Origin of the sequence: Caballeronia sp. S22 (assembly GCF_964261745.1) — a bacterium.
GTDB classification, from domain to species: domain Bacteria; phylum Pseudomonadota; class Gammaproteobacteria; order Burkholderiales; family Burkholderiaceae; genus Caballeronia; species Caballeronia jiangsuensis.
On sequence record NZ_OZ180035.1, the window covers coordinates 989,149 to 1,003,152 of the forward strand.

Genomic DNA, 14,004 nt, shown 5'->3' on the forward strand with positions numbered 1-14,004 from the left:
AGACGACTAGCTTATTGCGTCGCGTGCGGCATGTCGATGACGCGATCGCTTATGGCCGGATTTTCTCAAGTGCGCGGCGCGTGCGCGCAACTGGCGGCGATGCTATTCGGGCGCGCGCACGTGGATCGTCTGGCCGTCGAGCTTCACTCGCTGACCCGCGCGGATCTTGCACGTTTTGCGCAACTCCACCTTGCCGTCGACGGTGACATCGCCCATTGCGACGCGCGCCTTCGCGGAGCCGCCGCTGTCCGCGAGGCCCATCAGCTTCAGCAGATTGTGGAGTTCGACGTAATCGCCGGTGAGGGTGAACTGGAGTGGCGGCATGGGACGGGTGATGCAGGAAAGGCCTCCATGATAAACCACGCACAACCGTGCGCCGGGCATGCGTCGTGCTAAGTGGCATCGCGGGACCGGTAATCGGATCGCAAGCGAGGTGGTTGGCAAATGTAGCCAGATGAAACCGTCGGTAACAATGACTGGTTTTCGAGAACTCGCCCGATCGTCGCCCGGTCCGACCGTTTGATCGACAAAGCTTCGGTCATCTTTCGAATCGACAAAAGTCGCGCGGCTCGCTCGTTTCACCGCTTTCAGCGCGCCGCCGACGCCAACTACAGAGAGGACTAGCTTATGACTCGCGCACGAATTCTTTTGATCGGCTCCGCCATCGCCACGCTCGCCGCTTCGGGCGCTTATGCTCAAACCGCGACACAGCCCGAGCCGGTGCAACCGCAGCCGATGCAGGCCCAGCAGCCGATGACGCCGCCGCAGCAGAACGTCGTCGCGCCGGCGCCGACCGATCCGCTCGTCCAGCGCCGCAACGCGAACGCGCAGGCCAACGCCGAGTATCGCGCGTCGAAGAAGGCGTCGAAGGCCGAGCTGAAGGCGCAGAACCAGCAGGCCAAGGCGCAATACAAGGAAGAGGTGCAGAACGCGAAGATCAACCGCAAGGCGGACAAGGACGCCGCCAAGGCGGAACTGAACGCGACGGAGCCGGGCACGCCGAAGGACGCGGGCCTGCAGCACTGAGCGTGACGCGTCGCGAGGCCGCGCGTCGCGGCGCTCGCGGCATCTAAAAGAAGGGAGGACATCATGAATCGAAAAACCAATGCGCTGCTGGCGGCGCTGATCGCCGGGACGCTCGCGAGCGTGAGTGCGGCATCGTTCGCGCAGACGACATCCGACGCCCCGACCGCCGCCGATCAGAAGGCCGCGAAGGAGCAGTCGAAGGCCGACAAGAAGGCGGCCGTCGCGCAAGCCAAGGCCGACAAGAAGAAAACGGAAGCGCAGTCCGACGCCAACGAAGCCGCCGCCGACGCGAAGCTGAAGAACGCGAAGAAGGCGGAGTAGCACGCGCTTTCGTAGCGACGCGAGCCCGGTTCACCGCGAACCGGGCTCGTTTCATTTGGGGCCAAAAGCCCAGTCGAGCCAAAGACTTGCGCGCGCGGGTTGTATGGATATACAGTGTGCGTCACTCTTTTGCCGCCGCCTTCCTTCACGTGCTCACGCTTCCCGACACCGCCGACGCCGCTTCCGATTCCACCGCGAAACAGGTCGCCGACTATCTCGCGAAGCTCAACGAGGCGCAGCGCGAGGCCGTCGAGTTCGGCGTCGATGAACCGGGTCGCACGGGCGGCCCGTTGCTCGTGATCGCGGGCGCGGGATCGGGCAAGACCAACACGCTGGCCCATCGCGTCGCGCATCTGCTGGTGAAGGGCGCCGATCCGCATCGCATTCTGCTGCTCACGTTTTCGCGCCGCGCGGCGCTCGAAATGACGCGGCGCGTCTCTCGCATCGCGATGAACGCGCTCGGCAAGAAAAGCGCGATCGCGCAGGGGCTGACGTGGTCGGGCACGTTTCACAGCGTCGGCGCGCGGCTGTTGCGCGATTACGCCGATCTCGTCGGGCTCGCGCCATCGTTCACGATCAACGATCGCGAAGATTCCGCCGATCTCATGAATCTGGTGCGGCACGAGCTCGGGTTGTCGTCGAAGGAGAAGCGCTTTCCCGCGAAGTCGACCTGCTTCGCGATCTACTCGCGCGTCGTGAACACGGGCGCGTCGCTTGGTCATGTGCTCGATCAGTCGTATCCGTGGTGCCGCGAGTGGGAAGCCGACCTTAAGCGTCTGTTCGCCGCCTACGTCGCCGCGAAACAGGCGCAAAGCGTGCTCGATTACGACGACCTGCTGCTCTACTGGTCGCATCTCGCGGCGGAGCCTTCAGTGGCGGCGGATCTCGCTAGTCGGTTCGACCACGTGCTCGTCGACGAATATCAGGACACCAACCGCCTGCAGGCGTCCATCCTGCTCGCGATGAAGCCCGACGGTCGCGGTCTCACGGTCGTCGGCGACGATGCGCAGTCCATCTATTCGTTTCGCGGCGCGACCGTGCGCAATATCCTCGATTTTCCGGGCCATTTCGATCCGCCCGCCGCGACCGTCACGCTCGATCGCAACTATCGTTCGACATTGCCGATTCTCGAGGCGTCGAATGCGGTGATCGGGCTCGCGTCGGAGCGCTACACGAAGAATCTGTGGACCGACAAGGCATCGGCGCAGAAGCCGCGCGTCGTTTCCGTCGCCGATGAAGCCGATCAGGCGCGCTATGTCGTCGAAAAGGTGCTCGAAGCGCGCGAGGCGGGCATGAAGTTGAAAGCGCAAGCGGTGCTGTTCCGCGCCGCGCATCACAGCGCGACGCTCGAAATCGAACTCACGCGGCGCAACATTCCTTTCGTGAAATTCGGCGGACTCAAGTTTCTCGATTCCGTCCACGTGAAAGACGTGCTGGCGGTGCTGCGCTGGGCGGAAAATCCGCGCGACCGCGTCGCGGGTTTTCGGGTCGCGCAGTTGCTGCCGGGCATCGGTCCGGCCATCGCCGGGCGCTTGCTGGATAGCGTCGCGCAGGATCAGGCGCCAGGCGCGATTGCCAGATTTCAGGCTCCCGCGCGAGCCAGCGAAGACTGGCCGCGCTTCGTCGGGCTGATGGCGAAACTTTGCGGCCGCGAATCCGGCTGGCCGGCCGAGTTCGAAATGATCCGCCGCTGGTACGAGCCGCACCTGGAGCGCAATCACGAGGACGCGGCGATCCGCATCGGCGATGTGCTGCAGATGGAGAGCATCGCGTCCACGTATCCCACGCGCGAGCGCTTTCTCACCGAACTCACGCTCGATCCGCCCGACGCGACGAGCGACGAATCCGGCGTCCCGATGCTCGACGAGGACTATCTGATTCTTTCGACCATCCACTCTGCGAAGGGCCAGGAGTGGCGCAACGTGTTCGTGCTGAACGGCGTGGACGGCTGCATTCCGTCCGATCTGGGCACGGGCAGCGACGAGGAAATCGACGAGGAGCGGCGTCTGCTCTACGTGGCGATGACGCGCGCGAAGGAAGACCTGCACATCGTCACGCCACAGCGGTTCTACGTGCACAACCAGACGCATCTGGGCGACCGGCACGTCTGGGCGCAGCGCACGCGCTTCATCCCGCCGCATCTGATGCAGAACTTCGAAGCGGCCGCGTGGCCGCCGGTGATCGCACCCGCCGCGCCGACGGCGGCGGGGCTGGCGGCGGCCGCGAAAGCGAAAATCGATATCGCGGCGCGCCTGAAGGGAATGTGGGATTAACGCTGCGCGCGTGACGGTCGCGGCGCGCGCGGCGACGGTGCAAAGATGCTGCGCAGCCACGCGGCGAAGCGCGTGAAGCCGTCGTAAGGTTCTTCGACGAACAGCTCGGGCCGCAGCGAGCGCACATACTCCAGCACCTGTTGCGCTTCCTGCTTCTGGATCGACCCATAGAAAATGCCGAGCCGCAGCAGGCAGCGCAGTTCGCCCAGCTTTTCACGCGCGGTCGAGCCGATGCTCGTCTCCACGGAAATCTTCGTTTCGTACACGCGCTGGCGCAGCGAATCGGCGAGACGCCACGCGGGCGTCTGCATCTTTTCTTCGACTTCGCGAATGTCCGCCGCAGCCGATTTCATCTGCGACGCGAGCATGTCCACTTGCGACACGTCGCCCTTCGCCTCGGTGACGATCGCGGTCGCCCACGCGCGCGACGCCGCGATGAGATCCTCCGCTGTCCAGTCGGCGCGTATGGCGAACGCGAATCCGTGCTCGGCGGCCTGTCGGATCAGGATTTCGACGACATCGGGAAACTCCTTGTCGAGCGCGCGCTTGGCCCACGCGTACTGGCCGTGCGTGAGCATGCGCTGCACCGCCTGCTCGGTCAGCGGCGTGTCGTTGTCCAGCAGCTTCGCGCGCAGGAAGTCTTCGAACGTCGGCGTGACGAATTGCGGATCCAGCTTCAGCGACAGGCGCATGAACGCTTCGAAATCGCGATGCAGCGAAGCGATCGTCTCTTCGCGCAACGAAAGGGTGATTTGACGCATGTTGGTTCCCGGTTCCGCGTCCGGATGGTCCGGAGCGCGAGAAGTGCCTTTGGCGCCGCTCTCGGGGCGGAGTCCATTCGTTTCTGATATCGGCGCGGTTTCCGGGAACTTGAGGATTTTTCGATGCTTTTTGAAAGCCGTTGGCCAGCGAATTGACGGAAACGTTTAGCGCAGCACGGCGAACTGCCAGACGAAAAATACCGTCAGCGACACCGCAATCGTCAAAAGCGGCCGTTTCGTGAGTGCGCAAACGATGATCGCGACGATCGACGCTACAAGCTGCGGATTGCGCCAGGTGATCTCGGCGCCGTTGCCGTGCGGCGAGACGGCCATCGGCACGATGATCGCCGTGAGCACCGTCACCGGCACGAATGAGAGCGCGGTGCGCACGATCGGGGGAAAGGGCAGGCGCTCGCCCAGCACGAACACGGCGGCGCGGATCACATATGTGACCACTGCCATGCCGAGGATCAACGTGATGTAGTTCATTGCGTGCGCTCCTTGGCGTTCTTCAGGCGGTCTTTCTCGTGCGGCCGGTTTTCCATCAGCGTGAGCACCATGCCGACAGCGACGCCCACGAACACCGCCGCGAGCAGCCCGAGCTTGTACGGCCAGCCCTGCCACGCGAACGACAGCACGCCCGATGCGAGCGCCGCTGCGACGAAGCGCACGGCGACAAGCTGCGGCACGATGATCGCGATGAACGTCGCGACCATCGCGAAGTCGAGGCCGAGAGACTTCAAACCGGGAAACGCCGCGCCGAACAACAGGCCGAGGAGCGTCCACAACTGCCAGTTCAGGTACATCGCGACGCCGGAGCCGAAAAAGTAATGCGGACCGGTCTCGCCCGGCGCGCGCTTCTGATAGTGCGCGTAGGCGACGGCGAAGACTTCGTCGGTGAGAACGCCCGCGAGCGCCCAGCGCCAGCGGCGCGGCAGATGCGCGACATACGGCGCGAGCGTCGCCGAATAGAGTACGTGTCGCAGATTGACGACCAGCGTCGTCGCCCAGATGACGGCGAAGCTCGCATGCGACGCGATCAGGCCGACCGCGATGAACTGCGCGGAGCCCGCGAACACCGCGAGCGACATCAACTGGCCATGCCAGAGCGTGAGCGGACTTGCGGTGACGAGCGTGCCGAAGATCACGCCGAAGGGCGCGGCGCCGATCATCATCGGGATGGTGTCGCGTGCGCCAGCAGCGAATTCGCGCAACGCGGCGCCGGAAGGTTGTGCGGGTGTTGCTTTCAAGGTTTCCTCCTATGGAAGCGAGGATACGCAAGACGCCGGCTTACACGCTTGTACGTTCTTGCGCTTTCCTGGCTGGGCGAAGCGCTCAGCGCCAGCGGCCGGGCGGCACGCCGAACGTTCGCTTGAAATGGCGCGTGAAATGACTCTGGTCGGTGAAGCCGCTCGCCGCGGCGACGTCGGTCACGGATGCGCCCGCGCGCAATGCCGGCAACGCGCGCACGATACGCAACTGATTGCGCCATGCGTGCGGCGCGAGACCCGTTTCGCGTGTGAAGAGACGCGCCGCGTGGAAGGTCGAGAGACCGACCGTCTGCGCGAGTTCGGCGAGCGTGACCGGTTCGAGCAGATCGTCGGCGAGTCGGGATTTCATCGCCGTGACGCGGTGTGTGTCGGCGGCGAGCGGCGCGATGTCCGGGCGTTCCAGCGCGTAGCGGCCGAGCAGCGTCGTCACGGCATCGACGAGCGCCAGTTCCGCGGCGAGCGGATCCGCGCCGCTTTCCAGCAGCCGATGCGCGACGACCAGGCGCCGCGCCAGATCGGGATCTCGGATGATGTCATCGGGAAACCAGGGCGACGATTCCCGCCGCCCCGACATGTCCCGCGCGAGGCCTTCGACGAACGGCACCGGCAGATAGAACACGCGATAGCGCCAGCCCGCATCGACGGCCCGCGCGCCCGTATGCAACTCGCCGGGATTGATCACCGGCACCGAGCCCGTTTCGGCCACGTGATGCGCGCCGCGATAGTCGTAGCATTCCGCGCCGGCTTCGATGACGGGCACCGTGTAGGCGTCGTGCCAGTGCGGCGAGAATTCGTGATCGTAGTACTCGGCCGTGACCATGTCCGCGTCGGGCACGAGCGGCGAGCGCCAGTAGCGTGCGGCGTTGCGGAAACGGTCGGCGTTCATCGTCGGGAAGTTCTGAGACAAGCGGAATCGCTCAGTTTACAACTTTGCTACGCGCCGGACAGGACAGTTGCGCATCACTTCACCGGTATGGTCGTGCCTTCCGGCACTGGCACGGCCGTCACGCTGTTCTTCGGGCTGCCGGTCGCGACGCGGTCGCTGTACGTCAGATAGACGAGCGTATTGCGTTTCGCATCGACGATGCGCACCACGTGCAGCGTCTTGAAGATGAACGACATGCCGGCCGAAAACACATCGGTTTTCTGCTTGAGCGGCTGGGCGATCTTGATCGGCCCGACCTGACGGCAGGCGATCGACGCCTCGGTCGGGTCTTCCGCGATGCCGAGCGTGCCTTTCACGCCGCCCGTGCGCGCGCGCGACACGTAGCAGGTCACGCCCTGGACGAGCGGGTCGTCGTAAGCGTCGACGCTCACGCGATCCGAGCCGGTGAAACGGAAATTGGTGTTGACGCTGGCGATCTCCTCCGCGTGCGCGAATCCCGCGCCGAGGAGGGTGGCGAGCAAGGCCAGGTTTCGGGCGAGCGCAAGGACGGAGGGTTTCATCGTCGTCTTCCGGAAAAGAGAAAGGGCGTCGTATTGTATCGACGCCCTTGGCTCTTCGATGCATCTCGCGCTTCGCATGCAGTCAATGAAAGATCAGATACAGGATCACCAGCACGATCACCGGCACGCCGAGCAACCATCCAAGTAGGTAAGGCATGTCGTCCTCCTTCGCGTGTTGTTGTTGACGATTCCAGTATCGCGAGGAAGGCCGGCGGGCGTTAGCCGTGCATGTCCGAAATCTGTGTAGGTGTTGTCCTATCAGGACTTTCTCGCGGCTTACAGATTCGTAAGGCGATTCGATTCAGGCGACGCGCTTCTTCCTTGCAGCGATGTCGGCGTAGAGCGTGCGCACGTAGTCGAGATGCGCGCCCGCGCACTCGCGCGCCCGCGCGGGATCGCGCGCGACGATCGCATCGAAGATCGCGCGATGCTGGGTCATCAGATTCGCTTCGACTTCATCGTCGTAATCGACGAGACGATGCGAGGTCAGCATCGATTCGCGAACCAGTTCGTTGAGGCCGTGCATGACGTGCGTGAGCGCGACGTTGTGCGTCGCGTCGGCGATCGCGAGATGGAACGCCGCATCCTTTTCCGCGATGCGCGTGCTTTTGTCGGCGACGGCGGTCTGGAGCGCGTCGAACGCGGCGGCGATGCGCGCGATATCGGCGTCGGTGGCGCGCTCGGCGGCGTAAGCGGTGGACAGCGTTTCGAGGCCGTGGCGCAGTTCGAGCACGTCGGCGCTGGCGTTCGGCTGCTGTTCGAGCAGTGCGGCGAGCGGATGCGACACGAGCGGCGCCGTCACATCCGACACGACGAAACCGCCCCGTCCCGCCGCGCGTATGAATCCGTCCGATTCCAGCCGTATCAGCGCCTCGCGCAGCGACGGGCGCGACACGTTCAACTGCTCGGCCAGATCGCGCTCGGCGGGCAGGCGCTGGCCGGGCAGGAGCGTGCCGTTCGAGATCAGTTCGCGAATCTGACCGGACACGACATCGGAGAGGCGCACGCGAGCGTACGAGTGCGCATGGACGGGCTGAAAACTCATCGCTGGACGCTTATGCCGGTTGAAAGCTGGTGAATGTCCGAGTTTGACACGAAAGAGGCATCTCATTAAAGTCTTGGTCAGACCAAGCTTACCAAAAATGATTGTCCAACCCCACGATCGGACCTCATGAAAGTTGCCCTGTTCGTCCCCTGTTTCATCGACGCGTTCTATCCGCAGATCGGCATCGCCACGCTCGAATTGCTCGAGCGGCTCGGCGTGGACGTCGACTATCCGCCGGACCAGACGTGCTGCGGCCAGCCGATGGCCAATAGCGGCGCGCACAAGGACGCCGCGGGCGCCGAGCGCGTGTTCGCGCGGAATTTCGCCGACTACGACTATGTGGTCGGGCCGTCGGCGAGTTGTGTGCATCATGTCCGCGAGCACTTCACCGCGATCGAGCAGACGAGCGCGGTGCAGAAGGTTCGGCGCAATACGTTTGAGCTCGTCGAATTCCTGCATGACGTGCTGAACGCGCGCGAGTTTCCGTGGGCCGAGTTTCCGCACAAGGTCGGGCTGCACAACAGTTGCAGCGCGGTGCGGCATCTGCGCGAGACATCGAATTCGGAAGTCGCGGGCACGCCGTTTTCGAAGCCTCGCGCGCTGCTCGAAGGCGTGAAGGGCATCGAGTTCGTCACGCCTGCGCGTCCCGATGAATGCTGCGGGTTCGGCGGCACGTTCTCGGTCACTGAAGAGGCCGTGTCCGTGCGCATGGGGCAGGACAAGGTGCGCGATCACGTCGGGGCGGGCGCGGAGTACATCGTGTCGGGCGACATGTCGTGTCTCATGCATCAGCAAGGCTGCGCCGAGCGCATGAAGGCCGATGCGAAGTTCATCCATATCGCGCAGGTCCTGAACGGAGCACGCGCATGAGCAAGACCGTTCGCATCGATCACGCGAAGGCGGCGGGCGCGTTCCTGCAGAAGCCGGATCACGTCGCGTTCCACGACAAGCGTTTGTGGGACTTGCGCAGCAAGCGCGACGCGCAGGCGCACGGCATCCCGGAATGGGAGACGATGCGCAATCTCGCATCGCAGATCAAGGAGCACACGCTTTCCAATCTTGCCGATTACATCGCACAGTTCGTCGATCAGGCCGAGAAGAATGGCGTCGTCGTGCACTTCGCGGCCGATGCGCAGGAACACAACGAACTCGTCTACAAGCTGATGAGCGAGCGCGGCATGACCTCGCTCGTGAAGAGCAAGTCGATGCTCACCGACGAGTGCTACATGCGCGACTATCTCGAGCCGCGCGGCATCACGGTGATGGAAACCGATCTCGGCGAGCGTATCCAGCAGCTCGATCATCAGGACCCGAGCCACATGGTCGTGCCGGCGGTGCACAAGCTGCGCGCGGATGTGGCCGAGCTCTTCGGCAAGACCATCGGCACCGATCCGCAGAACAGCGACATTCACTATCTCGCCGAAAGCCAGCGCATGAACACGCGGCCGTACTTCGTGCGCGAGAAGACGGCGGGCATGACCGGCTGCAACTTCGCGGTTGCGGAAACGGGCACGGTCGTCGTGTGTACGAACGAGGGCAACGCGGATTTGTCGGCGAACGTGCCGCCGCTGCATATTGCGTCGATCGGCATCGAGAAGCTCATTCCGACGATCGCCGATCTCGGCGTGTTCGTGCGCATGCTGTCGCGCAGCGCGCTCGGGTCGCCGATCACGCAGTACACATCGCACTTTCGCCAGCCGCGTCCGGGCACGGAGATGCACTACATCCTCGTCGACAACGGTCGCGCCGAGCGGCTCGCGATGGACGATTTCTGGTACTCGCTCAAATGCATCCGCTGCGGCGCGTGCATGAATACGTGTCCGGTGTATCGGCGCAGCGGCGGGCTTTCCTATGGCGGGACGTATTCCGGGCCGATCGGCGCGATCATCAATCCGACCCACGACCTGAAGCGCTACAGCGCGCTGCCGTTCGCCTCGACGATGAACGGCAGTTGCACCAACGTCTGCCCGGTGAAGGTGAACATCCACGAGCAGATCTACAAGTGGCGCGAGGTGATCGCAGAGAAACATGAAGTGCCGTTCGTGAAGCAGGAAGTCCTGAAGATGGCGGGGCGACTTCTCGCGAGTCCGACGCTTTATCGCGCGACGGTCGCGTCGCTCGGCGGCGCGCTGAAGCGTCTGCCCAATTTCGTGCTCTACAACCCGCTTAACATCTGGGGACGTCAGCGCGATTTGCCCGAAGCGCCTGCCGAGACTTTTCACGAGTGGTACAAGAAAAACCGGAAGCCTGAAAAATGACGACTCGCGAAGCTTTTCTTTCGAAGATCCGCGCGGCGCAGCCTGCATCGCGTCCGCGTCCCGATGTGCCGCTCTTTCCGACGCCCGAAGGCGATCTGAAGGCGCGTTTCACGGCGGCGCTCACCGCGATGGGCGGAACGTGTATCGACGCTGGTGGTCTGGACGATGTGAACGCGTTGATCGCGTCGCGCTTTCCGGACGCGAAGGTGATCGCGTCGGCGGTGCCGGGCGTCGACGGCACGCGGCCGCTTTCGCCTGATACGCCGCCGGCGTCGCTGCAGGATGTCGATGTGGGCGTCGTGAGAGGGCGTTTCGGCGTCGCGGAAACGGGCTCGGTGTGGTTCAGCGAGCAAGAGTATGTCGTGAACTCAGTCGGCTATCTGTCGCAGCATCTCGTCGTGCTGCTCGATCCCGCGCTGCTCGTCGAGGGCTTGCAACAGGTGTATCGACGGCCCGATTTCGCATCGGCGCGCTATGCGGTGCTCGTGACGGGACCGTCTGCGACGGCGGATATCGAAGGCGTGCTGATTCGCGGCGCTCAAGGCGTGCGCTCGCTCACCGTCGTGTGGCTTGCGTGAAGCGTCAGTGCTTCCAGACGGCGGAAAAGCAAAAAGCCCAGTCACATGACTGGGCTTTTTGACTGAAGCTTTTGGCTCCCCGACCTGGGCTCGAACCAGGGACCTACGGATTAACAGTCCGGCGCTCTACCGACTGAGCTATCGGGGAACAACTGAGATATCTGCTGCTGAGATAAAAAACCCAGCCGATTGACTGGGTTTTTTTGAAACCGACTTGCTGGAGTTTTTGGCTCCCCGACCTGGGCTCGAACCAGGGACCTACGGATTAACAGTCCGGCGCTCTACCGACTGAGCTATCGGGGAACATCTACAGCAGAGAAGCGAAATTATAGGGGGCCGAGATTATCGTGTCAACGCCCAATCTTCACTCGAAAAGCAAATTTTTGCAGTCAAACCGCAGCGTGTTGCGGACAAACGCGCGATTTAACGCTCGAGAAGGTTCAGCTTGTCCTTGACGTCCTTGAACTCGTCGGCCTCGGGCAGCGAGCCCTTCGTCTTCGTGATGCTGGGCCAGTTACGCGCGAGGTCGGCGTTCAGTTCGGTGAAGTGCTGCTGGTCCCCGGGTACGTCTTCTTCGGCGTAGATCGCGTTCACCGGGCACTCGGCCACGCAGACGGCACAGTCGATGCACTCGTCCGGATCGATCGCGAGAAAGTTGGGACCTTCGCGGAAGCAATCCACCGGGCACACGTCCACGCAATCGGTGTACTTGCACTTGATGCAGCTTTCGGTCACAACGTGAGTCATTCAGGCTCCTGCATGCGGAATTCTTGGGGGCGGCGCCCTGAGCGGCTACGTGGGCCGGGAGGTGCGCGTATCGAAACGCATATTGTAGCGTAACGGTAAAAGCGGGCGCGAGCCGCACGCAGCGCGCTTTATATCGATTCGTGATGTACGTATGCGCCGCTTCGCAAAAGGGCGGGGCATGAGTCATGCCGTCGTACACATTCGGGTAACATGGCCCTAAAGGCATACGGCCTGGCGCCGGGCGCACGGCCAATTCGCGTGGATGTTCCAGTCAGAACCATGATCATCAATTCGCTGCTCGATACCGACCTCTACAAGTTCACGATGATGCAGGTCGTGCTGCATCATTTTCCCGCGGCGCATGTCGAATATCGCTTCCGCTGTCGCACGCCGAACGTGGATCTCGTGCCGTACATCGACGAGATTCGCGACGAGGTGCGCCAGCTCTGCAATCTGCGCTTCAAGGAAGAGGAGCTGGATTATCTGCGGCGCATGCGCTTCATCAAGAGCGACTTCATCGATTTCCTCGCGCTCTTTCATCTGAACGAGAAGTCCATCCGTATCGCGCCGTCGCCCAAGAATAATGGCGAGATCGACATCGAGATCGAAGGGCCGTGGCTGCACACGATCCTCTTCGAGATTCCGGTGCTCGCGATCGTCAACGAGGTCTATTTCCGCAACACGCAGCGCAAGCCCGAGTACGAAACCGGCCGCACGCGTCTGCGCGAGAAGATCAAGCTGCTCGCTACGCCGCCCGAATATTCCGACTGCAAGATCGCCGATTACGGCACGCGCCGCCGCTTTTCGGGACAGTGGCACGAGGAAGTCGTGCTGACGCTGAAGGACAAGCTCGGCGCGCAGTTCGCCGGCACGAGCAACTGTTTCTATGCGATGAAGCACGGCCTGCGTCCGCTCGGCACGATGGCGCATGAATACCTGCAAGCGTGTCAGGCGTTGGGCCCGCGGCTGCGCGACTCGCAGATTTTCGGCTTCGAGATGTGGGCGAAGGAATATCGCGGCGATCTCGGTATCGCGCTGTCGGACGTCTACGGCATGAAGGCGTTCCTGCGCGACTTCGACATGTACTTCTGCAAGCTGTTCGACGGCGCGCGCCACGATTCCGGCGATCCCTTCGACTGGGGCGAGCGCCTTCTCAGGCACTACGAGGAGAACCGCTGCGACCCGTGCACCAAGGTGCTCGTGTTTTCCGACGCGCTCGACATCCCCAAGGTGCTGCAGCTCTATCAGCAGTTTCGCGGGCGCTGCCAGCTGGCGTTCGGCGTCGGCACGAATCTCACCAACGATCTCGGTTATCAGCCGCTGCAGATCGTCATCAAGATGGTCCGCTGCAACGGCCAGCCGGTCGCCAAGCTCTCGGATTCACCCGGCAAGAACATGTGCGACGACAAGGCGTATCTCGCCTATCTGCGTCAGGTGTTCGGCATCGAGCAGCCGGTCGGCGACGACTGACGGCATCGCAGCCATGCGTTCGGCCTATGCCGTTCGGCCGAGGTTCGTGCGCATATGTCGCTCGCTATAATTCGAACGCGTCGTCGATCAGTCCGGCGCGTACGAATCTCAAGCACGCCAACACGAGGACGGCACCATGGATACATCGGTCGCGCGCCGCAATATTCTCGCGCGCATTCGCAGTGCGCAGGGCCGTCGCGGCACGCCTACGGAAGCCGAGCGCGAGGCGGCGCAAGAGTATGTCGAGCGGCATCCGGCGGGTCCGCGTCCTCCGTTGCCTCACACGCGTGATGAGCTGATCGCGCGCTTCAGGCTCGAAGCCGAGCGTCTTTCCACGACCATCGCCGAAGTGGAATCGCTCGCGGATGCACCCGCCGAAGCCGCGCGTTATCTTCAGTCGCTGAACCTTCCCGTCGATGTCGTCGCGTGGCCCGCGCTCGGCGATCTGCCCTGGGCGCAAGCGGGCATTCAGGCGGCGCTGCGCAAGCCGGCCGACGCCGACCTCGTCGGCATCACCGGATGTTTTTGCGCGACGGCCGAAACCGGTTCGCTCGTGCTGCTCTCGGGCGCCGATACACCCGCATCCGGCGCGCTTCTGCCTCAGACGCATATCGCCATCGTGCCGGCGTCGCGTATCGTCGCGGCGCACGAAGACGCGTTCGCGTTGATGCGCGCCGAGCGGGGCGATCTCCCGCGCGCGGTGAACTTCGTTTCGGGGCCGTCGCGCACCGGCGATATCGAACAGACCATCGTGCTCGGCGCGCATGGGCCGTATCGCGTGCACGTGATCATCGTGCGCGGGGCCTGA

Annotated in this window: 16 protein-coding genes and 2 tRNA genes; 8 read left to right on the top strand and 10 right to left on the bottom strand. The window is 63.4% G+C overall.

Features of this window, described 5'->3' with window-relative positions:
• Positions 1 to 102: 102 nt before the first annotated feature.
• Positions 103 to 324, bottom strand: a complete 222-nt coding sequence (locus ACEN42_RS04660; protein WP_035501732.1) for an RNA-binding S4 domain-containing protein — start codon at positions 322 to 324, stop codon at positions 103 to 105.
• A 303-nt stretch (positions 325 to 627) separates the two neighbouring features.
• Here ACEN42_RS04660 and ACEN42_RS04665 point away from each other — a divergent pair, with 303 nt between their 5' ends.
• The 3 genes from ACEN42_RS04665 (at position 628) to ACEN42_RS04675 (ending at position 3,620) form a co-directional block, all read left to right on the top strand.
• Entirely contained in the window at positions 628 to 1,026 is a 399-nt protein-coding gene (locus ACEN42_RS04665; RefSeq protein ID WP_250483893.1) for a hypothetical protein, read from the top strand.
• Positions 1,027 to 1,089: 63 nt separating this feature from the next.
• Positions 1,090 to 1,347 (top strand): hypothetical protein, encoded by a 258-nt coding sequence (locus ACEN42_RS04670; RefSeq protein WP_035501730.1) that lies wholly within the window; start codon positions 1,090 to 1,092, stop codon positions 1,345 to 1,347.
• Positions 1,348 to 1,496: 149 nt separating this feature from the next.
• Positions 1,497 to 3,620, top strand: coding sequence for an ATP-dependent helicase (locus tag ACEN42_RS04675; protein WP_371881065.1), 2,124 nt, complete (start codon positions 1,497 to 1,499; stop codon positions 3,618 to 3,620).
• Here ACEN42_RS04675 and ACEN42_RS04680 read toward each other — a convergent pair.
• From ACEN42_RS04680 to ACEN42_RS04705, 6 genes are all read right to left on the bottom strand, one after another.
• Positions 3,617 to 4,381, bottom strand: a complete 765-nt coding sequence (locus tag ACEN42_RS04680) for a DUF4088 family protein (protein WP_238215476.1) — start codon at positions 4,379 to 4,381, stop codon at positions 3,617 to 3,619. The genes ACEN42_RS04675 and ACEN42_RS04680 overlap by 4 nt on opposite strands.
• Positions 4,382 to 4,546: 165 nt before the next feature.
• Positions 4,547 to 4,870, bottom strand: coding sequence for an AzlD domain-containing protein (locus ACEN42_RS04685; protein ID WP_035501727.1), 324 nt, complete (start codon positions 4,868 to 4,870; stop codon positions 4,547 to 4,549).
• Complete coding sequence (locus ACEN42_RS04690) at positions 4,867 to 5,631, bottom strand: AzlC family ABC transporter permease (protein WP_371880757.1); 765 nt, start codon at positions 5,629 to 5,631, stop codon at positions 4,867 to 4,869. Before ACEN42_RS04690 ends, ACEN42_RS04685 begins: the two co-directional genes overlap by 4 nt.
• Positions 5,632 to 5,716: 85 nt before the next feature.
• Positions 5,717 to 6,538 carry an AraC family transcriptional regulator gene (locus ACEN42_RS04695; RefSeq protein WP_371881066.1) on the bottom strand — a complete coding sequence of 274 codons (822 nt, stop codon included), beginning with the start codon at positions 6,536 to 6,538 and terminating at the stop codon, positions 5,717 to 5,719.
• 74 nt (positions 6,539 to 6,612) lie between these two features.
• Positions 6,613 to 7,098: a CreA family protein gene (locus tag ACEN42_RS04700; RefSeq protein ID WP_187606121.1), complete on the bottom strand. Its 486-nt coding sequence runs from the start codon at positions 7,096 to 7,098 to the stop codon at positions 6,613 to 6,615.
• A 301-nt stretch (positions 7,099 to 7,399) separates the two neighbouring features.
• Positions 7,400 to 8,143 (bottom strand): FadR/GntR family transcriptional regulator, encoded by a 744-nt coding sequence (locus ACEN42_RS04705; RefSeq protein WP_035501722.1) that lies wholly within the window; start codon positions 8,141 to 8,143, stop codon positions 7,400 to 7,402.
• Between the two features lie 126 nt (positions 8,144 to 8,269).
• Between ACEN42_RS04705 and ACEN42_RS04710 the strand changes: the two genes are divergently transcribed.
• From ACEN42_RS04710 to ACEN42_RS04720, 3 genes are read left to right on the top strand one after another with little or no spacing between them, the layout of a single operon-like run.
• The gene (locus tag ACEN42_RS04710; RefSeq protein WP_371880758.1) at positions 8,270 to 9,013 is read left to right on the top strand and encodes a (Fe-S)-binding protein; all 744 of its coding nucleotides are present in this window, start codon (positions 8,270 to 8,272) and stop codon (positions 9,011 to 9,013) included.
• Complete coding sequence (locus ACEN42_RS04715) at positions 9,010 to 10,401, top strand: lactate utilization protein B (RefSeq protein WP_238215470.1); 1,392 nt, start codon at positions 9,010 to 9,012, stop codon at positions 10,399 to 10,401. Before ACEN42_RS04710 ends, ACEN42_RS04715 begins: the two co-directional genes overlap by 4 nt.
• Positions 10,398 to 10,979 carry a lactate utilization protein C gene (locus ACEN42_RS04720; RefSeq protein ID WP_371880759.1) on the top strand — a complete coding sequence of 194 codons (582 nt, stop codon included), beginning with the start codon at positions 10,398 to 10,400 and terminating at the stop codon, positions 10,977 to 10,979. The genes ACEN42_RS04715 and ACEN42_RS04720 overlap by 4 nt, the downstream gene beginning before the upstream one ends.
• A gap of 72 nt (positions 10,980 to 11,051) precedes the next feature.
• Here ACEN42_RS04720 and ACEN42_RS04725 read toward each other — a convergent pair.
• The 3 genes from ACEN42_RS04725 to fdxA all read right to left on the bottom strand — a co-directional run bounded on the left by ACEN42_RS04725 (position 11,052) and on the right by fdxA (position 11,726).
• Positions 11,052 to 11,127 (bottom strand) — tRNA-Asn (locus ACEN42_RS04725).
• A gap of 79 nt (positions 11,128 to 11,206) precedes the next feature.
• Positions 11,207 to 11,282: transfer RNA gene (locus tag ACEN42_RS04730), tRNA-Asn, on the bottom strand.
• Between the two features lie 120 nt (positions 11,283 to 11,402).
• Positions 11,403 to 11,726: a ferredoxin FdxA gene (fdxA, locus tag ACEN42_RS04735; protein ID WP_035501717.1), complete on the bottom strand. Its 324-nt coding sequence runs from the start codon at positions 11,724 to 11,726 to the stop codon at positions 11,403 to 11,405.
• Positions 11,727 to 12,005: 279 nt separating this feature from the next.
• Here fdxA and pncB point away from each other — a divergent pair, with 279 nt between their 5' ends.
• Both pncB and ACEN42_RS04745 read left to right on the top strand, forming a co-directional pair.
• Complete coding sequence (gene pncB / locus ACEN42_RS04740) at positions 12,006 to 13,196, top strand: nicotinate phosphoribosyltransferase (RefSeq protein WP_371880760.1); 1,191 nt, start codon at positions 12,006 to 12,008, stop codon at positions 13,194 to 13,196.
• 136 nt (positions 13,197 to 13,332) lie between these two features.
• Complete coding sequence (locus ACEN42_RS04745) at positions 13,333 to 14,004, top strand: lactate utilization protein C (protein ID WP_371880761.1); 672 nt, start codon at positions 13,333 to 13,335, stop codon at positions 14,002 to 14,004.